The organism is Lysinibacillus sp. GJ-1, from assembly GCF_021166035.1.
Lineage (GTDB): Bacteria > Bacillota > Bacilli > Bacillales_A > Planococcaceae > Lysinibacillus > Lysinibacillus sphaericus.
This window is the reverse complement of sequence record NZ_CP088912.1, coordinates 2233399-2255650: the sequence shown is the minus strand read 5'-3', so window position 1 is coordinate 2255650 and position 22252 is coordinate 2233399. Positions and strand designations below refer to the sequence as shown.

24 protein-coding genes and 1 riboswitch are annotated in these 22252 nt (G+C 35.8%); of the genes, 12 read left to right on the top strand and 12 right to left on the bottom strand.

Going from position 1 to position 22252, the window contains the following annotated elements; genetic code table 11:
- The first annotated feature begins 169 nt into the window (after positions 1–169).
- The gene (adhP, locus tag LO754_RS10725; RefSeq protein ID WP_024361727.1) at positions 170–1186 is read left to right on the top strand and encodes an alcohol dehydrogenase AdhP; all 1017 of its coding nucleotides are present in this window, start codon (positions 170–172) and stop codon (positions 1184–1186) included.
- A 192-nt stretch (positions 1187–1378) separates the two neighbouring features.
- On the opposite strand, the gene LO754_RS10720 is transcribed toward adhP, so the two are convergent.
- The 4 genes from LO754_RS10720 to LO754_RS10705 form a co-directional block, all read right to left on the bottom strand.
- Positions 1379–1999, bottom strand: coding sequence for a class I SAM-dependent methyltransferase (locus LO754_RS10720; RefSeq protein ID WP_024361728.1), 621 nt, complete (start codon positions 1997–1999; stop codon positions 1379–1381).
- 349 nt (positions 2000–2348) lie between these two features.
- Positions 2349–2813: a DUF6241 domain-containing protein gene (locus LO754_RS10715; protein ID WP_231786224.1), complete on the bottom strand. Its 465-nt coding sequence runs from the start codon at positions 2811–2813 to the stop codon at positions 2349–2351.
- Positions 2814–2930: 117 nt separating this feature from the next.
- The gene (locus LO754_RS10710; protein ID WP_231786223.1) at positions 2931–3287 is read right to left on the bottom strand and encodes a hypothetical protein; all 357 of its coding nucleotides are present in this window, start codon (positions 3285–3287) and stop codon (positions 2931–2933) included.
- 478 nt (positions 3288–3765) lie between these two features.
- Positions 3766–4677 carry a DNA-3-methyladenine glycosylase family protein gene (locus LO754_RS10705; protein WP_231786222.1) on the bottom strand — a complete coding sequence of 304 codons (912 nt, stop codon included), beginning with the start codon at positions 4675–4677 and terminating at the stop codon, positions 3766–3768.
- Between the two features lie 178 nt (positions 4678–4855).
- On the opposite strand from LO754_RS10705, the gene LO754_RS10700 reads away from it, so the two are divergent.
- The 4 genes from LO754_RS10700 to LO754_RS10685 all read left to right on the top strand — a co-directional run bounded on the left by LO754_RS10700 (position 4856) and on the right by LO754_RS10685 (position 7640).
- Positions 4856–5569: a 2OG-Fe(II) oxygenase gene (locus LO754_RS10700; RefSeq protein WP_231786221.1), complete on the top strand. Its 714-nt coding sequence runs from the start codon at positions 4856–4858 to the stop codon at positions 5567–5569.
- A gap of 86 nt (positions 5570–5655) precedes the next feature.
- On the top strand, positions 5656–6282 hold the full coding sequence (locus LO754_RS10695) for a bifunctional transcriptional activator/DNA repair enzyme AdaA (protein WP_231786220.1): 627 nt from the start codon (positions 5656–5658) through the stop codon (positions 6280–6282).
- Complete coding sequence (locus LO754_RS10690; protein ID WP_231786219.1) at positions 6266–6799, top strand: methylated-DNA--[protein]-cysteine S-methyltransferase; 534 nt, start codon at positions 6266–6268, stop codon at positions 6797–6799. The genes LO754_RS10695 and LO754_RS10690 overlap by 17 nt, the downstream gene beginning before the upstream one ends.
- A 22-nt stretch (positions 6800–6821) precedes the next feature.
- The gene (locus LO754_RS10685; protein ID WP_231786218.1) at positions 6822–7640 is read left to right on the top strand and encodes a radical SAM protein; all 819 of its coding nucleotides are present in this window, start codon (positions 6822–6824) and stop codon (positions 7638–7640) included.
- Positions 7641–8017: 377 nt separating this feature from the next.
- Here LO754_RS10685 and LO754_RS10680 read toward each other — a convergent pair whose 3' ends face one another.
- Entirely contained in the window at positions 8018–8356 is a 339-nt protein-coding gene (locus LO754_RS10680) for a winged helix-turn-helix transcriptional regulator (protein WP_024361736.1), read from the bottom strand.
- 322 nt (positions 8357–8678) lie between these two features.
- On the opposite strand from LO754_RS10680, the gene LO754_RS10675 reads away from it, so the two are divergent.
- Complete coding sequence (locus tag LO754_RS10675) at positions 8679–9230, top strand: NAD(P)H-dependent oxidoreductase (RefSeq protein ID WP_024361737.1); 552 nt, start codon at positions 8679–8681, stop codon at positions 9228–9230.
- A 30-nt stretch (positions 9231–9260) separates the two neighbouring features.
- Positions 9261–9974, top strand: coding sequence for an SDR family oxidoreductase (locus LO754_RS10670; RefSeq protein ID WP_231786217.1), 714 nt, complete (start codon positions 9261–9263; stop codon positions 9972–9974).
- A gap of 340 nt (positions 9975–10314) precedes the next feature.
- On the opposite strand, the gene LO754_RS10665 is transcribed toward LO754_RS10670, so the two are convergent.
- A complete protein-coding gene (locus LO754_RS10665; RefSeq protein ID WP_024361739.1) occupies positions 10315–10590 on the bottom strand; it encodes a YqhV family protein in 276 nt (91 codons plus the stop codon).
- Between the two features lie 477 nt (positions 10591–11067).
- Positions 11068–11260, top strand: a riboswitch (cobalamin riboswitch).
- Between the two features lie 265 nt (positions 11261–11525).
- Here LO754_RS10665 and nikA point away from each other — a divergent pair.
- The 5 genes from nikA (at position 11526) to LO754_RS10640 (ending at position 16458) form a co-directional block, all read left to right on the top strand.
- A complete protein-coding gene (nikA, locus tag LO754_RS10660) occupies positions 11526–13019 on the top strand; it encodes a nickel ABC transporter substrate-binding protein (RefSeq protein WP_231786216.1) in 1494 nt (497 codons plus the stop codon).
- Between the two features lie 72 nt (positions 13020–13091).
- Positions 13092–14045 carry a nickel ABC transporter permease gene (gene nikB / locus LO754_RS10655; protein WP_231786215.1) on the top strand — a complete coding sequence of 318 codons (954 nt, stop codon included), beginning with the start codon at positions 13092–13094 and terminating at the stop codon, positions 14043–14045.
- A gap of 1 nt (position 14046) precedes the next feature.
- Positions 14047–14859 (top strand): ABC transporter permease subunit, encoded by an 813-nt coding sequence (locus tag LO754_RS10650; RefSeq protein WP_231786214.1) that lies wholly within the window; start codon positions 14047–14049, stop codon positions 14857–14859.
- Between the two features lie 10 nt (positions 14860–14869).
- Positions 14870–15649 carry an ABC transporter ATP-binding protein gene (locus tag LO754_RS10645; protein ID WP_024361743.1) on the top strand — a complete coding sequence of 260 codons (780 nt, stop codon included), beginning with the start codon at positions 14870–14872 and terminating at the stop codon, positions 15647–15649.
- Between the two features lie 11 nt (positions 15650–15660).
- Entirely contained in the window at positions 15661–16458 is a 798-nt protein-coding gene (locus tag LO754_RS10640; RefSeq protein WP_024361744.1) for an ABC transporter ATP-binding protein, read from the top strand.
- A 141-nt stretch (positions 16459–16599) separates the two neighbouring features.
- Here the strand turns inward: LO754_RS10640 and LO754_RS10635 are convergent, their stop codons facing one another.
- From LO754_RS10635 to LO754_RS10610, 6 genes are all read right to left on the bottom strand, one after another.
- On the bottom strand, positions 16600–17295 hold the full coding sequence (locus LO754_RS10635) for an ECF transporter S component (RefSeq protein ID WP_024361745.1): 696 nt from the start codon (positions 17293–17295) through the stop codon (positions 16600–16602).
- Positions 17274–18926, bottom strand: a complete 1653-nt coding sequence (locus LO754_RS10630; RefSeq protein WP_024361746.1) for an ABC transporter ATP-binding protein — start codon at positions 18924–18926, stop codon at positions 17274–17276. The genes LO754_RS10635 and LO754_RS10630 overlap by 22 nt, the downstream gene beginning before the upstream one ends.
- On the bottom strand, positions 18899–19762 hold the full coding sequence (locus tag LO754_RS10625; RefSeq protein WP_255702667.1) for an energy-coupling factor transporter transmembrane component T: 864 nt from the start codon (positions 19760–19762) through the stop codon (positions 18899–18901). Before LO754_RS10625 ends, LO754_RS10630 begins: the two co-directional genes overlap by 28 nt.
- A gap of 16 nt (positions 19763–19778) precedes the next feature.
- On the bottom strand, positions 19779–20291 hold the full coding sequence (locus LO754_RS10620) for a DUF4430 domain-containing protein (protein WP_231786212.1): 513 nt from the start codon (positions 20289–20291) through the stop codon (positions 19779–19781).
- Between the two features lie 132 nt (positions 20292–20423).
- Entirely contained in the window at positions 20424–20648 is a 225-nt protein-coding gene (locus tag LO754_RS10615) for a hypothetical protein (RefSeq protein WP_231786211.1), read from the bottom strand.
- 1 nt (position 20649) lies between these two features.
- Positions 20650–22185 carry an S-layer homology domain-containing protein gene (locus LO754_RS10610; RefSeq protein ID WP_231786210.1) on the bottom strand — a complete coding sequence of 512 codons (1536 nt, stop codon included), beginning with the start codon at positions 22183–22185 and terminating at the stop codon, positions 20650–20652.
- Positions 22186–22252: the final 67 nt, after the last annotated feature.

Below are 22252 nucleotides of genomic sequence, written 5' to 3'. Positions count from 1 at the left end.
TTTAAAATAATAGTATTTTTCTATGAGGGTAGACTCATTTTTTATGAATCGTCCTAAAAATAATTGAATTCAAATAAAATCCTTTATAAAATGAAAGCGAATTCACACTTTAGTGCATGCACGCTTGTTAATTACAATGATTTCTTACATTTAAGGAGGCATGTTAATTATGATAGCAGCAGTCGTAACGAAAGACAAAAAAGTAAGTGTAGAGGAGAAGCAACTAAGACCATTAAAACATGGTGAAGCATTAGTACAAACAGAATTTTGTGGTGTTTGTCATACGGATCTACATGTCAAAAATGCAGATTTCGGTGATGTTACAGGGATTGTATTAGGTCATGAGGGTATTGGTAAAGTGATTGAAGTTGCAGAAGGGGTTACGTCACTAAAAGTTGGTGACCGAGTATCTATTGCTTGGATGTATGAGAGTTGCGGACACTGTGAATATTGTACGACAGGTCGTGAAACACTTTGTCGCGATGTTAAAAATGCAGGGTATACAGTAGATGGTGCTATGGCCGAGCAAGTGATTGTATCAGCTGATTATGCAGTTAAGGTTCCAGCTAATTTAGATCCAGCCGCCGCTTCTTCTGTCACTTGTGCAGGTGTGACAACTTACAAGGCTGTGAAAGTGTCAAATATCCGTCCAGGACAATGGATTGGGATATTTGGTATTGGTGGTCTCGGCAACTTAGCTGTGCAGTACGCTAAACATGTTTATGGTGCAAACGTTGTGGCGTTCGATATTAATGATGAGAAGCTAGCATTTGCTAAAGAGGTAGGGGCAGATGCTATTGTCAATTTATTAAATGAAGACCCAATTGCTAAAGCGAAAGAACTGACGAATGGGAAAGGCTTAGATGCAACTGTGGTTACAGCTGTAGCTAAAACGCCGTTCAATCAAGCGATTGATGTGGTAAAAGCAGGCGCACGAGTAGTAGCAGTTGGTTTACCTGTAGATAAAATGGATTTAGATATCCCTCGTTTAGTACTGGATGGCATCCAAGTGATTGGTACATTAGTAGGTACACGCCAAGACTTACAAGAAGCATTCCAATTTGCTGCAGAAGGTAAGGTAGTGCCGAAAGTAACATTGCGAAAAATCGAAGAAATTAACGAGATTATGGAAGAGATGGAACAAGGTAAAATAACAGGACGTATGGTAATTGACTTTACAAATTAATAGCTTGTTATCTATTAATTTATAAATAACTAAACTAGGCACTTCCGCTACAAAGGAGGTGCCTTTCTTTTATCTTTACAAATACCTGTGTTTTTTAGTGAAAGGAAGCAACTGACTTTCATCTAGATTCATATTTTTTATGCACAAAGGCGTTTCTAAGTTAATTGAATTAGAAAATTGCTTCTGTCATAGTTACTTAATTTTCATAACTTCAATATATCTATACATTCCTTTTAACATAACAGGATCATCCTTTATAATTTTAAGCCTTTGTTTTTGTTGGCTAAACATTTCCTCAAAACTTCGACCAATATCAGTACCTAATAGGCTTATAAAGGGCCTTAACAGCTTTTTGGTTACAGTTATTCGTTGATGTTTAGCAGCAAATTTATCAAAAATTAGTATTTTTCCATTCAGCTTTAAAACACGAATCATTTCTTCAAAGCATTTATGTTCATCAGGCACGACAGAAAGAATTAAACTCGCCACAATATAGTCAAATGATTCATCTTCAAAAGTCATTGTTTGCGCATCCATTTCGATAAATTGGATAGCAGAGTGCTCGAATTTACTTTTAGCGATAGCTAACATATCAGGCGAATAATCAATGGCTGTAATATCATAATTCATAAAGTCAATGTATTCTAAATCAGCTCCAGTACCGATCCCAACAAATAAGATTTTCTGCTTGCTTTGAAAAGGGACTTGTTGAAAAATCTTTTTTCTCGTCTTCAAAAAAACACCAGTATTAAAAAATCTATCATAGAAAGAAGAGCCCACTTTGTAGACAATCTTATTCCACTTATTATTCAATCGGTCATCCCATCTTTCATCCGTAAAATTAAAGGAAAGTCATTTAAAATTGCTTAAGGAAGGTAACTCCGTACAAAGCAAGCATTATTACTAATGTTCTTTAAAATATTATACTAAACTACAGCTTCGAACATATCCTCTTTCAGCATTCTATGAGTAGCGACAAAAGAGGCGAATCCATTTTCCGTATACTGCAACCCAATCATACATTGAAAGAAAAAAGACCGAAGACAATTCTTTGACTTCAGTCTGAAACTAGCAAAAAGCAAGTTATTATTCATTATATGTATATTTAGTGACCACTGGATTAGTAAATTGTTGCACGACGTTTGTTATTTAAGTATTTCATTCATCTATCATAGAGAGAATGAAGTAATTGATTGTCGTCTTTAACTGTTGAAAAATCATTTTCTTTCCAACGTTTTAATATATCTAAATATAGTTCACTATGAAAAAAGACGGCTTTCTCTTCCTCAGATATCTGCATCAAATTATCAATTCGTTCCGGTGTTATCTCTATTGAACCTTCTTTTTCTTGTGTATCAAGCTTTTGATACGTCATCTTTAGCATCACTTCTTGTACTAGACGCTCATCAAACGTTTTATCCCCACTTTTCCAATCATCAAGCATATCGGCATGAACACCATCTACCCAAGATAAATCCCTTTTCTTTGGTACAATCGATTCTTCCATTTTCTCTTCAGCAATGTCAAATTCTTTCTCTTTATCATTTTTATTTATAATCCAAAACGCTCCACTCACACTTAATACGACAACTACAAAAAGAACACGCCATAAATAACGTTTATTCAATTTTACATCACCTCTATTAACAAGTGTCTCATAATAATTATCTCAAATTTATTACGCTCAAACAACAAAAAAGTCTCCCACTTTCGCAGGAGACAGAGACATTATTAATTAGTTTCATTAACGCTCGAAAGCATTTGTGGATGCTATATCAATTAGATATTTGTAGTTTGCATCAGCATAGATTTTTGCAATAACTCGCACAAGTATCCCATTCTTATTACGATAAAGACGACCATTCATGCCACTAATCCTCGAATCTGCCCATAAGCCTGGACGGTGAGCAGCAACTTCAACCCAAGCATCATTATTATTTGCTTCTTCTAAGAACAATTCAACATAACCTCGAATCATTATATCTTCTCCTGGTTGTCCCCTTAGTGATACGGCAACGTAGTTTCCTATGTTTCTTGCACAAACAAAAAGCTTTGCTCTTTTGCCCTGTGATGTGTTAACACTATTTTCGTAACATGTCATAATTTATTCCCTCCTAGATTTTTAAATTGTTTGTTGTTCAATTGAACAATCTATAAAGGAAAAATCGTTTTAAAAAAACAACCTATGTACGAAAAAATTTTTAAAGCATGTAAATAAGGTAGATACAGTTGGTTGCTTAAGCCTAATCTTCAATGGCGTTTACTGATGCTTTTCCATAGTCAGTTCGAATAGCTTTTAATCAATCTTATAAACAAATCAGCCATATACAAATAAAAAATCATAATTTAACCTGTAGTTCCACATGCGCAACAATTGCTTTGACAAATGAAAAAGTTCTGTCATAATTACAAGCCTTTTTATGATTAAGTGAACGTGGGCTAGGGATAGTGTCATGTTGAAGTGCATTATGTGCCACCATAGTAAAGCACTATCAAATCGGATTATATACAACTTTATAAGCGACAAGGTGAAAAAATAGATGATTCCGTATCTGATACGAAACTATAATCAGAATTTTTCAGTATAGAACACGCCATAAATAAAAGGTAGCGTATGATTCCCAATTTTTCCAGTTGACTGATAGTGCTAAAATTTCATCTTTTGTAGGCTTTTGCGTCATATTACGTAATACTTTTATCGAATTAATCAGACCAACATCATCAATTGGAAAAGCTGTTTGGAATCTCAGGCAGCGCATCAGCACGTAATTGGCTGTCCATGGACCGATGCCGCGTATTTGAATTAAGCTTTTTTCGGCATCTTTAAAGTTCATTGCTAGTAATTTTTCCTTCGATAATGTACCATTTTCCATCAATTTGGCAATACCAATGATATATTCACTTTTTTTTGCCGTCATTTTGATATCTGCTAGGTCGGATGGTGTTAACTGTGCAATGCGCTCGTACGTTGGGAACACCCAATACTTTTTACCTCTCCATTCGATAAAATCGCCAAAGCTTTCTACAAATTGTTTCTTTAAGGAGTAAGCAAAGGCTAAATTAATTTGTTGCCCTATAACGCCCCAGCATAAAGCTTCAAATAAATGAGGAATGCCGACTACACGCAATCCATAAAATTTTCGGGCGGGCATTTCAAGTAATGGGTCTGTAGTTGCCATGTCGTAAAATGGCGTTAAATCGTTCTCAAGGTCAAACCATTCATAAATATAGTGTACAATTTGTTGTCGTATCCGCTTATCATTCGGTCTAGAATCATTTAGGAATTGAACAATCATTTGGTTATGTTGGCTTACGCTAATCTGCACTAAGGAGCGCATTTCTTCTATCGCAAAAACCTTTGTAATAACATTGTTCTCAACCTCATACATACATTCATTTTTTTCTCGTAATAGATAGTTTAGATTTGCATTTATATCGAAATGGTTAGGTAATGGAATGACCATCTCATCATTATTTTCATGCCATCTCACTTTTGCATTCTCCTCTACAAACTTATTATTAGGGAACATATACGATTAAAATTTACTTTACCATATCATAATCGAGATGAATTTTGTTATCTTGCTATTACATTCTAAACACCTTATGTTTTTCTACTGATGCGGTTATAGTGTTAGTTATCAAGAATGCGAATAGGAGGGCGTAACAATGGTTCAAGATATTAAAACAAGAGTGGAAAACTTAGATTGGGACACCATTCAAAATGAATTAGATGCACAAGGGTTTGCAAAGCTTCCAGTGATTTTAACAAAGGCGGAATGTAAATTTCTAAAAGCGTTGTATCTTGAGAAAGAGCCGTACAGAACAACAATCAATATGAAACGCTATCGCTTTGGCCATGGGGAGTACAAATACTTTTCCTATCCACTACCTGATATCGTCCAAAGTTTAAGAGAGGTCTTCTATGTAGAATTGTCAAAAACAGCGAATCGTTGGTTGGGGTATTTACGAAAAACAGCACAGTTTCCCAACAACCTTCAAGATTTTTTGACCATCTGTAAAGAAAATGAGCAAACAAGACCAACACCTTTACTATTAAAGTATGAAACAGGGGGCTTTAATTGTTTGCATCAAGATTTATACGGCGATATATTTTTCCCATTTCAAGTAGTCTTTGTCTTAAATCAACGTGAAAAAGACTTTTGCGGTGGAGAATCGCTATTAGTGGAACAAATTCCTCGTGCTCAAAGTAGAGGACATGTTATTACTTTAGCTCAAGGCAGTGCGCTCATTTTCCCTACGAACTATAGAGTTGTTCTTGGTCAAAAAGGGTATTACAAAAATAAGGTTCGTCACGGAGTAAGTACAGTTACTTTCGGGGAACGTTTTGGTCTTGGAATCATTTTTCATGATGCGACATAAAAACTACTTCAATATCTTGCTATTCTATTTCAAGCATTGTACATTGGAAATTTCTAAGGAGTATAGTGTAAAGAGAGGTGAGCGTAATGCTAGATAGGTTCAATCACGAGTGTCATGATAAAACTTCAAATGATATGGAACAGATAACAGATGAAAAGTGGCAAGCAATAATAAATAATGATCCAACGTATAATCATCAATTTTTCTATGCTGTCAAATCAACAGGGATCTTCTGTAAACCATCTTGTAAATCGCGCGTCCCGAAAAAAGAAAATGTCTGTATTTTTCAAAACGCAGAACAAGCTCTACGCGCAAATTTCCGGCCTTGTAAACGTTGCAAGCCAACTAATGAAAAATTACCTGATAGCGAATGGGTCGAGCTAATTAGTGCCTACATTGATAAAAATTACACAGAAAAATTAACCCTAGAATCGTTAGCTACAATTTGCCATGGGAGTCCCTATCATATGCATCGCACATTTAAAAAAATTAAGGGTATAACACCGGTTGAGTATATACAACGAGTTCGCGTACATGAGGCTAAACAATTATTAATGCAAACAAATAAAGCCATCGGAGATATCGCCATCTGTGTAGGAATGATGAATACGCCTTATTTTATTACGTTATTTAAAAAGAAAACTGGATTGACACCAGCACAATTTCGACAAATGCATATAACTGGAGGAAAAGATAGTGGTAACAAACAATAAAACAACGCTCTATTGGGCTTTACTAACATTTGAAGATTGGCATTTTTATATTGCTTCCACTTCTAAAGGGTTAGTGTATGTAAGTTCACAGAACAGCGCATTCGAGGAGTTAATCGAATGGGCCAAGAAGCGCTTTCCAGGAAGTCCACTAATTGAAGATAATAAAAAGCTAGAACCCTATATGGTTGAATTGATTCAATACCTACAAGGAAAGCGAAAAACATTTACTATGCCATTTGATTATGTAGGGACACCATTTCAGATAGCAGTGTGGAATGCACTTTGTGACATTCCTTATGGACAGACGAAATCCTATTCAGAAATTGCCAATGCTATTAATAAACCAGCAGCTGTGCGCGCAGTTGGCACAGCGATTGGAGCCAATCCAGTATTAATTACTGTACCGTGCCATCGGGTAATTGGCAAGAATGGCTCATTAACAGGCTATCGAGGAGGATTAGAAATGAAAACACAGCTCCTAGAGTTAGAAAAGGGAACTTCAACTAGCTACGAGTAATTATGAATGGAGGGGGACGGTGATGAAAAGTGAATTATTCTATAAAAATCCAAAAACGATTCTGAATAAAGGAACTGGTTTTCTTGCTGGCTATACGCATTCACTAAATCCTTATACAGGCTGTTCATTTGGGTGCTCCTATTGTTATGTACGAGCAATGCCTGTGGCACTTTTTCGAGATGGTGAATGGGGCAATTGGGTCGATATAAAAAACGGAGCTGCAAATTTATTAAAAAAGGAGCTTCAGCGCGCCAAAGCTAAAGGAAATGTGACCATTTTTATGTCATCAAGTACAGATCCTTATCAGCCAATCGAGTATAAGGAAAAAGTGACAAGGTCCTTACTAGAAGTGATGGTCGCAGATCCCCCAGACTTCCTTTTAGTGCAAACTAGAAGCCCTCTTGTAAGCCGTGATATTGATTTGCTACAGCAATTTAAAGAGAAAGTTCGAGTAAGTGTAACGATTGAGACAGATTCCGAAACAATACGTAAACATTTTACCCCAGATGCACCAACAATTCAGGCGCGTTTTAAGACATTAGAAACATTAGCAGCCAACGGAATCCCGACCCAAGTAGCTATAGCCCCCATTTTACCAAGTGGGGAATATTTTCCTGAGAAATTGAAACCATTCGTCGATCGAATATGTTTGGATGACTACTTTTTAGGAGATGGCAGTGGAGGAAATCGCACAAGAAAACTTGGCATGGAGGAGAAATATGCCCAACTTGGTTTAGAAGATTGGTACGGACCACATGTAATAAATAATTTCTATAATCGATTGATTAAAATCTTTCCAGAAAGTGATGTTTATCTAAGTCAAGCAGGATTTGAGCCGTAAAAGTAATAGCACATTGGCTATCACAAATGGAGCTTTGCAAATAACGGAACGACCATTACAAGCATCCTTGCTGAATTTTACATAAACGATGCTTGTGCGCTGTGAGAGCTATCGAGATGGGCAACTGTATGTGTGGTTGAATCTCGATATGTTTTACAGTGTAATTTTTATGGGAAAATCCGTAAAAGCAATGTGTAGTAATCTACCCTACCCTAATATAATTACTTTTGTCACAACTTTCTAGTTATCGAAAGTATGGAAATGGGTGTGGAGCATCATATAGTGCATTAAAAAGTCGAACATACAAATTTGTATGTTCGACTTTTTTTACAATATATTAACAGACCAAAATGTAAAGCATGACTTGTTTAAACTATTTATAAATTTAATCCAAATCGCTTTAATTCAATGAAAACACCTTCCAACTGTTTTCCTTTGTCTGTTAACGTATATTCCACACGAGGGGGAACTTCTGGGAAAACCTTTTTAATCAAAATCCCATGATCTTCTAGTGTTTTAAGACGGAGGGAAAGTGTTTTCGGACTAATTCCATCCATAGATTTTAATAGGTCACTGAACCGCATTGTTCCTTCTATAAGTAAATCGCGAATTATTAAAAATGTCCATTTAGTTCCAATTACATCGAGTGTTTTCGCAATGGGGCAAGCCTCACCAGGTACTCCTTTGGTCAACACTACTGGCTCAATCACACTCATTTGAAACATCCTCCCTCAAAATTTTTGAGCAATTTACCTCATCATAGCACAATAGTATACTTTCAGAAACTTAATGAATTAAATATCACTACTTCCCTAAAGGAAGTTACTATATTTATAATATCATTGTATTTGTTAATTTCATCCTTAATTGAGGAGGTGCTCAAAATTATTGTCAGAAATCAATGAAATAAGCTACCGTTGCTATTACTATTTGTACAACACTAAGGGAATTTTCCCGCTGTAGCAAACGGTTAGTAGAACATTGGCAAGACACTAGGTTTGTTTTAAGAGATAACAGAATTGAAGGAGCCAGAAAAAGATGAAAAATATACTTATTATTAACGGTCATCAGAAATACAGTTCAGCTGAGGGGAATTTGAACCAAACATTGATGAACAAAATGGTTAGTTTTTTAGAAAAAAAGAACAATGTAAAAACAACAATTATTCAAAACGGATATAAAATCGAAGAAGAACAACAAAAATTTATATGGGCTGATATTGTCATTTATCAAACACCTATTTATTGGTTCAGTGTCCCCGGCTTATTGAAGACGTATATGGATGAGGTATATGCCTATGGTTTATTTTTTAGGGGTGCTGATGAGTATGGGAAAGGTGGATTGTTGACTGAAAAGAAATATATGTTTTCGCTTACCTGGAATGCCCCTGAAAAAGCATTTAACAATCCAAGTGAATTTTTTGAAGGGAATACCCTAGAAGATGCAATAATGCATTTACATCTTATACAGAAATTTCTCGGAATGAAACCATTAAAGAGTTTCTCTTGTTATGACGTAGTCAAAAATCCAAAGATTGAAAAGTTTGTATCCGAACTTGATTTACACCTGCAAGAGATATTGAATTTTTAAACTTATGTAAACGAATAAGGGGAGAGAAATATGTTAAAAGATAAAAAAGTTGTAATTATCGGTGGAAGCTCTGGGATTGGTTTGGCATCAGCTAAACAGCTAGTAGCGCAAGGGGCAGAAGTAATCATTGCCAGTCGCTCCGAAGAGAAATTGCAGAAGGCAAAAGAGCAATTAGGAGTTAGGGCAACAACTTATATTCTAGATACAACACAAGAACAGCAAGTACAATCTTTCTTTGAAAAGATTGGTCATGTCGATCATCTGGTGATAAGCGCGGCAGAAACATCCAGCGGGGCATTCCTCCAAACGGATACAGCACAAGCACGAAAACTGTTTGAAAACAAATTTTGGGGACAATATTATGCAGCCAAATACGGTGCTTCTAACATTTCACCAAACGGATCAATTATTTTATTTTCTGGCGTTGTAGCCTACAAGGCTATGGTGGGCTCAGCAATACTAGGTGCCGTTAATGCGGCTATTTCCAATTTAGGTCAGACTTTGGCATTAGAACTTGCTCCTATCCGAGTAAACATCGTTTCACCAGGTATAATTGATACACCTTCCCGTAGCAAAATGCCAGAAGAAGCACGTAATCACTTCTATAATACAGTTGAAAATAAACTCCCTGTGAAACGAATAGGGCAAGCTGATGATGTTGCACAAAGCGTACTATATTTGCTACAAAATAGTTTCGTGACTGGAACGGTTCTTCATGTAGAAGGCGGCCACATGTTAACTTAAGACTGCAGCAGAATATATTTCTTAAACAAACTTTTGTAGAACTAAAACTGACCTAACAAATAAAACACCTTTCGCGTTGACTAACGAGTATTGTATATATCAATTAACGCGGAGGTGTTTAGTTAGTGTTCTTTTTTACAACAGTGTGTGGACGATTTTAAGCACCAACGCCACAAACGAATAATTGCGTGCGATACACACAATCTCAATTTATTAGGTAGAGGTGACTTTTACATAAAAAAAGTAGCGTCGTCACACGCTACAGCAAATTATTTTGAACAGTAAAGATATTGTTCAGGATGGCTAATACATAACAAGGATTTAGAACAAAATGTCCCTATTACTTTATATGTGAGCTAACAATGATAAGTGTAATTCCAGTAAATAAGCAAATAATTCTCGCCACAGGAATTTTATCAGCTAGTCCAAATAATGCAATTGCTGTTGTTACGATTAAAACTGTTGGACCAACCAATGCAAGCATTGTATTAATATAGAATGCTTTTTCTAAATTGTTCAACTTTAGCATCAACAAACCAGCACTTACTTCAATACTCCCAGACAATACACGTAAAATAACCATAGCTAGAACCGATTTTTCAATAATGGTCATCATCCTATCTTTATCGATAATATTCGCATATCTTATAAATCCATCTCAGTCTAATTATAGAATTCTGTTTGAATGAAATACTAACATCACTATATGTATCATTCGTATGAGATATGCTTGTAATCGTATGCTTGATAGTGTTAATTACTATGTTGATTATCTAGTTAAAAGTGCAAAAAATTTATTAATACAATCAGTTTTATAAATCAATTTTCTGTATTGTAAAATCCTGGGGAAGATAGTATTTAAAGAGAGGTTTATCAAATGAGACTGGAAGGCTACGCTAAGATTTTTAAAATTTTATATTTGGAGTAGATATTTAATAAAACGTCAGCCTTATTCTCTTTTGGAACAATGGTCTTTTTTAGTTAAATGAATACACTCAGCAAGTTTATAAAATAATGAAGATTTTTCTTATTTTATTATATTCTGAAAATAAAATTGACGTAAACTTTCGTGCATGTTATGTTTAATACTAATTTCATAGCAATTATTACAAGTTTGAGTGAAATGAATTTTCATTCAATTAAAAGGAAAATGGGTGTAAATCCCATGCTGTCCCGCAACTGTAAATGAGGAGTTTTGTTTCCATTGACACAGAGTTATTACTCGTGAAGGTGAAACAAAATAATGATTCATGAGCCAGAATGCCTGCTTGTAAGAAGATTCATTGATGATCTACGAAAGATAGGGAGATGGATGGAGACTTACTTTTTGTAGGCTTATCTATCCTTATTCTTTTTGAATAAGGTTTTTTTATGCTTTCTTTTATCTAATAGTAGATGCTTTTGAACCAAGATAGGAGATAGGAGACAGAAAATGAGATTGACAAAGTATTTACTTCCTTTTGTACTTTTTTGACTTTCAGTGTTCTTGCAGGTTGTACAAACACTGATACAGAAAAGGGAAAAACAACAACACAAACAAATGACGAAAAAATGATAACGATTGGATGGCATTTAGATGTCGGTCCATTAAACCCTCATACATATTTACCTAATCAAATGACTGCACAAGCAATGGTCTACGAATCTTTGGTTGAGTATAACGATGATGGGACTATTACGCCTAAGCTAGCAGAAAGTTGGGACATTTCAAAGGATAAGACTTCTTACATTTTCCATTTAAGAAAAGACGTTAAGTATTCAGACGGAACTGCTTTTAATGCGGATAATGTCATTCGTAACTTCGATGCCATATTAGCAAATCGGGAAATACATTTTTGGATGGGCATGGTCAACCATATTGTTGAGGTTGTAAAAGAAGATGATTATACAATTCGTTTGCAATTAGATGAACCTTATTATCCAGTATTAAACGAACTGGCCTTTGTACGTCCATTCCGTTTTTTAGGGGATAACGGATTCCCTGAAGGAGATGCGACGCAAGATTCCATCAAAGCACCAGTTGGGACAGGTCCATGGGTATTAACAGATTACAAAAAAGATGAATATGCTTTATTTAGTCGCAACGAAAACTATTGGGGGGAAAAACCTCTCTTAGAACAAATTAAAGTAAAAATCATCCCTGATTCTGAATCGATTTCGTTGGCATTTGAAAACGAAGAGTTAGATTTAATTTATGGTCGTGGCATCATTAGTTTAGATAACTATTCGTATTTAAAAGATAGTGACAAATATAAGACGGCTACCTCTGAACCATTGTCTACAAAAGCGTTATTATTCAATACGCAGTCAGGACCGTTAGCAGAATTAAAGGTACGTCAAGCCATTCAATATGCTATCAATAAGGAGCAAATGGTTGATAGTATTACACATGGTACAGAAAAAGTGGCCGACACACTATTTTGGGATGCAATTCCTTTTGCCAATATTGATTTAGAACCAATCTTGTATAATCCAGAAAAAGCGCAACAGCTACTTGATGAAGCTGGGTGGACATTACAAAAGGGCGATAAAATTCGTTCAAAAAACGGACAACCATTATCATTAGATTTAATCTATATCGCAACAGATGCGATTCAAAAACCAATGGCTGAGTTGATGCAAGGGGAACTAGCAAAAATAGGGGTACAGTTGAATCTAGAAGGTGCAGATGTAATGGTTGGCCTTCAAAAATTAATGGATAATCAGGTGGATATTAATTTTTGGCGTACAAACGGACCACCAACAGATCCACATGGCTTTGCTAATGAATCAGCTACACCAAATGCTAGTGGTGTTTATGAAGCAAAATTAGGTTTACCAAACGCCAAAGAAATTGATACTAAAATTCACCAATTATTAGTTGGAACAGATGAAGAGGAACGAGTGCAGCTCTATACGGATATTTTAACTATGTTCCATAATCAAGCACTTTTCTATCCGATATCTTATGAAACAAATAACGTGATTTATCAACCATATATGAAGGATTTTGTGCCTCGTGCATCTGAATATGATATTCCATATGCACAAATGGATACAGAGTAATACAAGTAGAAGAGAGAGTGTCTTACAAAGACAGCTCTCTCTTTATCATAGGATTGGGTAGGAGGTGACAGCATGTACGAATCGACATGGATGTTTTGTTTAAAAAGAATTTTAACGTTACCGTTTGTATTATTAGGGGTATCTATATTGACGTTTGTATTTATTCGCTTCGTTCCAATAGAGCCTGCGGAGGTTATTTTAAGATTGGCTAAAGTTACGCCAACGGAAGAGGCAATCCAGGCATTACGTGAGGAACTTGGGACAGACAAACCTTTACTTATTCAATATCTGCTATGGTTAATAGGAGTTTTGCAGTTTGATTTTGGTACTTCTTTTGTTAGTAAATTACCAGTGGCACATGAGCTATTCGCTAAATTACCAGCAACTATCGAATTGGCTGTTGCTGCATTTGTGCTCATTCTTGTTTTTAGTATCCCATTAGGTATGATAAGCGCACTGTATAAGTGTGCCATAATCGATAAAATAATTAGATTGTTTTCTATCTTGAGTGTATCAATTCCAACATTTTGGTTAGGTTTTTTATTACTGTATCTATTTAGCTTAAAATTTGGTATTTTCCCGACTAATGGGAAGGGGACACTTGCTCATCTTGTTTTACCTGCGCTAACACTAGCCTTACCGACAATTGGATTATTTGTTCAGTTAATTCGTGCAACGATTATTGAAGAATTGCATAAGCATTATGTTCAATACGCTCAGTTAAGAGGATTAAAAAATTCTGTCATACTCATGCAACATGTAATGAGAAATGCTGCGATAACGTTGACTACGATGCTGGGCTTGACACTTGGTAATTTACTCGGTGGTGCGGTAATTGTGGAGCAAGTCTTTAGTTGGTCAGGACTCGGTAGGTTTTTAATTGAATCGATTATTAATCGGGATTACCCGGTTGTTCAATGCTATGTTCTAATTATTGCCGTCATCTATGTACTTTCTAATTTATGCGCCGATGTATTACATCGGGTATTGGATCCTCACCTGATGATGAAGGGCAGGAGAGATTGAAGTGAGTCTAGTAAAGAAACTAAGTCATGTAAATTATAAAAAATCGTTTAGTTTAACAATACTTGTAATCATTGGTTTGTTGGGGATTTTTGCACCATTATTAATGCCCCATGACCCTTTTGCAGTCGATATTACAAGGCGATTTTTAGCTCCTACTTGGCAATATCCATTAGGAACAGATCATTTAGGAAGATGTGTCTTTTCTCGAATACTTTTAGGTATTCGCTATTCTTTAGGATCAGCTCTTTTAATTCAAATGATAGCGATTATACTAGCTATCTTTCTAGGAGCATTTGTTGCTTTAAAAGGAGGTATGATAGATTTCCTATTCATTCGGATATGTGATATTTTATTAGCTTTTCCTACACTTGTACTAGCATTTGGGCTTTTAGGTTTATTAGGTCCAAGTTTGAAAAATGTGTTAATTGCACTTATTTTTACGCAGCTTATTTATTATTCAAGAATGATAAGAAGCTTATTTATAGGGATGAATGAAAAAGTATTTATTCAAGCAGCTAGAATTAGTGGAACTACAGGAGTCGGTTTAATCGTACGTCATTATGTCCCCAATGTGCTACCTATCATCGTAACAATGGTTGCACTGGATGTAGGGAAAGTCATTTTGGAAATTGCCGGCTTTTCATTTATCGGACTTGGCGTACAGGCCTCCATCCCTGAATGGGGAATGATGGTGAACGAAGGGAAGCAGTACATTCGCCAACATCCTGAATTAATGCTTTATCCGGGACTTGCCATTGTTCTGGTTGTTCTATTGTTTAATCGTTTAGCAAGTAGTCTGAAGAAATTTGAGTAAAGGGGAAGTTATGGACAAAGAGAAAGTGTTAGAAGTGAAAGATTTAACGGTGAAAATCGGCGAAAAAAATGTATTGTCCTCTATTAATATGACTGCCTATAAAGGGCGTGTCTTAGGAATTATCGGGGAAAGTGGTAGTGGAAAAACAATGCTTTGCCATGCCATGATGCAAACACTCCCATCTTTGGCGCAGATTACACAAGGTCAAGTTCTATATAGACAAAAAGATTTACTGGCTATGACAGCTTCTACATTAAGAGCTTATCGTGGAAGGCATTTGTCTATGATTATGCAAAATCCAGCCACTGCCTTCGATAGTATTCAAACAATTGAAAAGCATTTCCTAGAAACATTAAAAGCTCACTTTGTGATGACTAAAAAAGAAATGAGACAGATTGCAATTGATACCATGTATAAGGTCAATTTACCCAACGCAGATGAGCTATTGCACTATTATCCATTTCAATTAAGTGGTGGCATGTTACAGCGAGTGATGATTGCTTTGTCATTGGCGATACAATCCACCCTATATATTGCAGATGAGCCAACGACAGCTCTAGACACAGTCAATCAAAAACAAGTGTTAACATTATTTGATCGTATTTGCTCAGAAACGGGGGCTGCTATTATTCTTGTGACTCATGATTTAGGTGTGATTGCTGAACTGGCTGACGATGTTGCCGTAATGTATAAGGGAGAAATTATTGAGCAGGCAAATGTCTTTGATTTTTTTGATGCCCCTCAGCATCCTTATACAAAAAAACTTTTACAATCAAGAATTACTTTTTAGAGGTGAAAAATATGACACTACTAGAAGTGAAGAATATTGAGAAGTACTATTCTCAAAGACAGTTTATGTTTAGAAGAAAGCAGGAAGCACCTATAATACAAAAGGTGTCATTTTCACTTCGAGAGGGCGAGTGTTTAGGCATAGTTGGGCAAAGTGGTTCAGGGAAAAGTACATTAGGTCGCATTATTTTAGGTGTTGAGCGACCAACAAATGGTGAGGTTTTATTTCAAGGTGTCAATCTTTACGAAGCAACAAGCAAGGATAAAAAAATGGTACGGAGAGATTTGCAGGCTGTCTTTCAAAATAGCTACGATTCATTTAATCCGAAGCAAACGATTTTTGAAATATTAGAGGAACCATTACTTAATTTCGAACATTACAGCAAAATAGAAAGAAAACATAAAGTGATGGAATTACTAGACTGTGTGGAATTAGCGAACACCATTGCCCAACAATATCCTGCACAGCTTAGTGGAGGACAACAGCAGCGTATCAACATTGCTAGAGCGCTTGCCTTAAATCCTAAGTTAATCGTATTGGATGAGGCAATTAGTAGTCTAGACATGATACTTCAGAAACATATATTACAGTTACTTCAAACACTACAAAAAGAAAGAAAGCTAGCATATATTTTCATTTCCCATGATTTACAGGCGACACATTTTATGTCTGATCGAATACTAGTTATGCAACACGGTCAGCTTATGGAGGAAATCCAGAAAGGACAAACATGTCAACATCCCGTTTCTCAAGAACTTTACAATGCAATTTTGCCATCGCATCCACGGGAAAGAAATAAAATGAAATAGTAACAAGATGAAATAGTGAAGTATAAATCAAAAGAGCATGAAAACATGCTCTTTTGTTGTTAGGTCATTATATAAACGTTTTGGTCTTACTAAGGATTTAAAGTACGTTGATTAAAAAAAAACAACTTTTTTTACAAAGCATTACTGTAAAATCCCATATTTATTTTTTATTCGGTCTAGTTTTTCACTAATCGGTTTAGCTAACAATAGTAAAAAAATTACATTAGAAATACAGTAGATTATCATAAAAGGGACTGCAGAAGTCAATGCAAGTGCGTAAGCTTTCCAGCTAAAAACACCGTACATTGATATTGTTCCCCAAACATCCATACCAAACGAAAAAAATATGCCTGCAAAAATACCAAATAATATAAGTGGTATTTTTTTATGCATTAAACGAGTTTTACCTAACAAGCCAGCAATAAAACCAATCATTCCCCACATAAACATTTGGAAGGGTGTCCAAGGACCTTGTCCAAAAAACATATTGGATACTAACGCAGAAATTGCCCCTGTTAAAAAGCCTGCTTCTGCTCCAAGTGAAAAGCCAGTAATCGCTGTAATAGCTGCGACAGGTTTAAAGCCAGGTGTAACAACAAATAAAGCACGACCTGCCACTGAAATAGCAGACATCACTGCTATGACTAAAATTTCGCGTGGCTGTGGCTTTCTACGCTCAAATGAAAGGAAAAAGGGGACACACGCTAAAATCATAATGACAATCGATACAAAATAATATTTTCGATCAGCAAAAATTGTAATACCAGCATATAAAGAAAGTGGAATGAAAACTAGAATGACAATAAATGAAATAATTAATCGAATGTTTTTTTGCATAGAGTAACGACATCCTCACATGTAATCGCATTGCTCAATATATCTCTTGATATTCGATGCGCAGCAGTTGTATAAAAATTATTTCCACTATAAAATGCTCGTGGTTCGTCCTCTGATACGATACTACCATCGAAAAACAGAGCGCATCTATCGCTGTATTGTGCAGAAAATTCTATATCGTGTGTCACCATAATGATTGTTGTCCCTTTAGTTTGTAAATCTTTTAATATTTCTGCGAGCTCTTCCTTTGAATGTGCATCAAGACCTTTTGTCGGCTCATCTAGTAGCAGTATTTTAGGTTCTATTAATAAAATTTTTGCAAGCGCTAATTTTTGCTGCTCACCACCACTTAAATCATAAGGATGTCGATTTAATAAATGAGTTAAATTGAATAATTGAACAGTTTCTTGAATTTTTGCTTCTGTTACTTTATGTAATTGAGCCATGTCATTTAACTCTAGAAGTACTGTTTTTTGTACAAATAATGATTTCGGATTCTGTGGTAATACAGTTAAAAATTGTTGGTACAATTGTTTACTACTGTAGCTTTTCAGGGCTTTACTGAACAAAAATATTTTTCCATGATAAGGCTTTTGTAGCCCAGATAAAATAGCAAGAACGGTTGATTTTCCAGTGCCGTTTCCACCTATTATCGTTAAAAATTCCTGTCCCTTCACTTGCAAATTAAAATGATGGACAATATCCCTGCCTTTCTTTTCATACCGAAAAGCAACATCCTTTGCCTCTAATACAACATCTGATTTATTTTGAGTTATTGTATGAGGTGTGTGTAAGGGAGAACAGTTATATTGTTGGTTACTAAGCCAGCGTTGTCCCTCACGAATAGTAAGAGGAATAGGACCTATACCGTTTAGTAGGTGGAAAATCTTTGTAGCTGCCGGCAGTGCTGTAATCATAGCGTGATTTGCTGGTAAAGAGTTTAAAATTTCCTTAGGTGGGCCATCAAATAAAATACTGCCTTCATCCATAATAAGTACGCGATCAGCAAGAGGCAACACTTCTTCGAGACGATGCTCAATTAAAATTATCGTAATACCTAATTCTTTATTTAAACGATGCAATGTCTGTATAAACTCCAATGCAGCTATTGGATCTAATTGTGATGTTGGCTCATCTAACAGTAGCAATTTGGGCTGCATCACCATAATGGAGGCTAAATTTAATAATTGTTTTTGTCCGCCAGAAAGCTCGATTGTTTTTTGATGAAACCATTTTTCAATACCGAAGAAATTGGCCATTTCGGCTACCCTGCGGCGAATTGTTGGTGAATCTAGACCTAGGCTTTCTAGTCCAAAAGCAAGTTCATGCCATACTTTATCTGTAACAATTTGATTATCAGGATTTTGAAATACATAGCCAATGTCAGTAGCAGCTACTTCAGCATTTAGCTTCTCCAAGTCACAATCTTTGTAGAAAATATTACCCGTCACCGTGCCATGTGGGCGCAATTCTCGTTTGAAATGGCGAAGCAATGTACTTTTCCCACAACCAGATTGGCCTATTAACACGATAAACTCGCCTTGCTGAATAGTTAGATTAATATTTTTTAAAATAGGAATTGCTTCATTAGGATAAGTAAAGCTTACATTGTCGATTTTAACGATCGCCATTTTAATGCCCCCCAGATTTCAAATACTAATGGAATAGAGAGTAGAATGACATAGCTAATATAAAACAGAATGCTTGCTATATCCCATTTAACTGCTCCGAAAGTTGGATAAAAATAATATGTGGTTGTACCAATAAAGCTTGCAACTAAATTGCTAAAAAAAAGCAATATAATCATTGCCAAAACAAAGCCGTCACGACGCTCGAAAATAAAAATAGAAAAGGCAGTCCGCTTTTTGACACCGTAACCACGAGCTTTCATAGAATCAGCCGTATCAATGGCGTTATCCAATGCCCATGTAATCAAAATTGATAAAATTTGCACGGTACATTTAATACGGTGCCATAGTGAGCCAGTTGTAAAATCCATGCCAATTACTTTTTGCGCTTGTACAATTTGCGTTAACTGATGTCTAAAGCGCGGAACTAATCGCAATGAAATCGACAATGTTAATGATAAAGATGGCGATACTTTTCCAAACAGATAAATAAACTTATCAGATGTCATCATGACATTGTAGCAGCTGAACCATAGCATAATCGCTACAATCATTGTGGCGATTGCGATACCATACAAAATGGCCTCTACAGTAATGGCGTTACCATTTACATAAAGTAATACAAGTTGACCATTATGGCTAATCATTGGATTAATAATCGCCATTAAGAAAAACAAAGGTACATATAACTTCCAGTCCTTAAAGAAAAGTTGTCTGCGTAAAGCTATATTTAAGCTGATTGCTGAGAAAATTGTAATAGTTAAATAGATTGGATGCATAAAAATCATGGATAAGCCGATAGTAGCTACAAAAAAGAAAAAAGTACGATAGGGTGAAATGTTTCAAATGTCTTCATTAGTTACCATCCCAATGATGTCCTAGGTCGCGACCTAAATCGACCGTGTAGTTCCATTCAATGACATCGCCATCTTTTAATACGTATTGATTGCAACCATAATTTGGATAAACACCATTTACTTTGTACATCCAGCCACTTAATTCACCAGCACTAAATTCATATAAATGATTAATACCTTCTATATAAACACTGTTATAAATATTTTCGTTTGCTCCTTGATATTCCATTTGAATTTTATGCTCCTTCGTTGCGCGCTGTAATACATCCCAAACAGTATCCTTCTCTGATAGTAGCTCGTATGTTGTTGTCTTTAAAATGATGCCGTTCTTGGGCACATATCTCTCACTTTGTAGGGAAGAGTCTAACTTTTCCCAATGCTTTAGTAATGTATCAACACGGATTGAAATTTTTACAGTGCGTTTTTTAGGTTCTGCATTTTTTTGCTTATCTGTAGATGAGTTAATTGTTTTTGTTTGTTGTTTATTATCAGCTTGTTTAGTAGTAGACAAATCAGTTATTGTACTTGGTAATTTGGTGTCTTCTTGCTTTTTGTCCGCTTCATGTTTTGGTTGTTGTTTTCCATCTATCGTTTCTTGCTGTGCTTTTTGCTGGGAATTTTTATCTATTTCCTCCAGTGGGGCCTAGTCATCTATCTCAGACTCCTTCACTTCCTGCTTTTCCTCAGCAGTGTCATTTTCTACTGAGGGAGTTTGTTCTTCCGCTTCAAGTTGTTCAGAGGGAGGGAGGGAGTCAGCGCTTCGGTCCTGATCTTCCATTTGCTCGAATTGCTCAACTGTTTGAATATTGCACGCAGTTAAAAATAGAGCTAACAACGATACGAGTAAGCAGTGTAAAATTTTATTCATATTATTCTTCAACAACCTTTAAGAAATTAATATACATTTTAGCTGCATGTGCACGAGTAATAAAATTAGTAGGATTAAACGAGCCATTTGCGCCCTGTGCTATGTCAAAATCATACAAGAAAGTAATTGCCTGCTGAGATTCCTTTGATAGCTCCGCAATATCATTTAATGGTGCAATGTTTGTTGGTATATAAGGTCTGCCTGTTTTATATGTATAGGCATTTGCTAGCATAACCGCTAATTCCTTACGTAAAATAGGGGAGGAAGGTGCAAACTTCTCCGACTTTACTAATAAATTTGCCTCGTAAGCAGCAGCAATCTCCTGTTTTGTTTCATCATTATAGGAGCTAATGTCTGTAAAAGGTGCATTTTTGGAACTTGTTAAATTAAGAGCGCGAACTAAAATTGATACAGCCTGAATACGAGATAAATTGTTATTTGGCCTAAATGTATTATCGTCATAGCCTTTTAATAATCCTTTAGCTACTGCAGCTTCGATATCAGACTTTGCCCAATGAAATTCAATATCCTTAAAGCTCACTTTAGTAGGGGGAGCTTTAGGATGATTTGACTGAACCTGTGTTGATGGTTTATTTGTTATTTTATCAGACGTATCATATAACTTTGTTTTGCTCTCAATCAGTCGGTTATATGCTGCTAATGTATAAGACGCCTGCTCTGTTGCCATACCATTCGATACGGATTCTGTTAATACATGCTTGAAGCCGCCATCTTTTACATTATAGAAGGTGAAAAAGCTCGTAAATAACTTATGAAAGCGCTGATCTTTGTTGGCATCAATATTTAAACTAGCAAGTGCTGTAATAACTTGTGCTACACTTTCTAAGTTTGTTGTTCCCCAGCTTTGGTAACTACCATTAGCTCCTTGTAAGTTATTTAATGTATCAAGTGCTTTATTAATAGATGCCTTAACATCCTCTCTATCCCTATAAGTTGAAAGAGCTTGAATAGCCATTGCTGTCATATCTGGATCAGCTTTCACTCCTGATAAATTCCATCCACCATCAGGCAATTGCTTTGATAGTATATGTTGAATAAGTTTTTCGCGTGTAGTTGTTGCTTTTTTAGGAAGCTCGAAGCCCCATGTGTCTAAAGCGATTAAGGCAAAAAAAGCACCATTTGTGCCTTGCCATACTACTTTGTCAAAGTCACTTAATTTTTCTACTAAATTAAAGCCGCCTACATTTGTAGGGTCTTTACCGATAGCAGTGAGTGCAATAATTAAACGAGAATAATCAGTATACTTACGATTGTGTAAATTACCCTTTACGGATTGTACATGCTTCGTGACATTTTCATAATATTTATCATAATAGCCTTTCGGAACATTATATTCACCACGTGTAAGTGCCATAATAATCCACTCATCACCAAAAGAAGGGTTTGGTGCTTTATTTACTAAAAACTGACCTGTTGTATCATAAGCATCTACTGTTGATACTTGCTGTGCAGAGACTGGAACCACAATTAACAACAAAGCAAGTACCATTATAAACATCGATAATTTTTGTTTCATTTGAAAAACAACCTCCATTCTATAAAAGATACTAACCCAAATGCTGTGATCACTTGGGTTAGTAAGG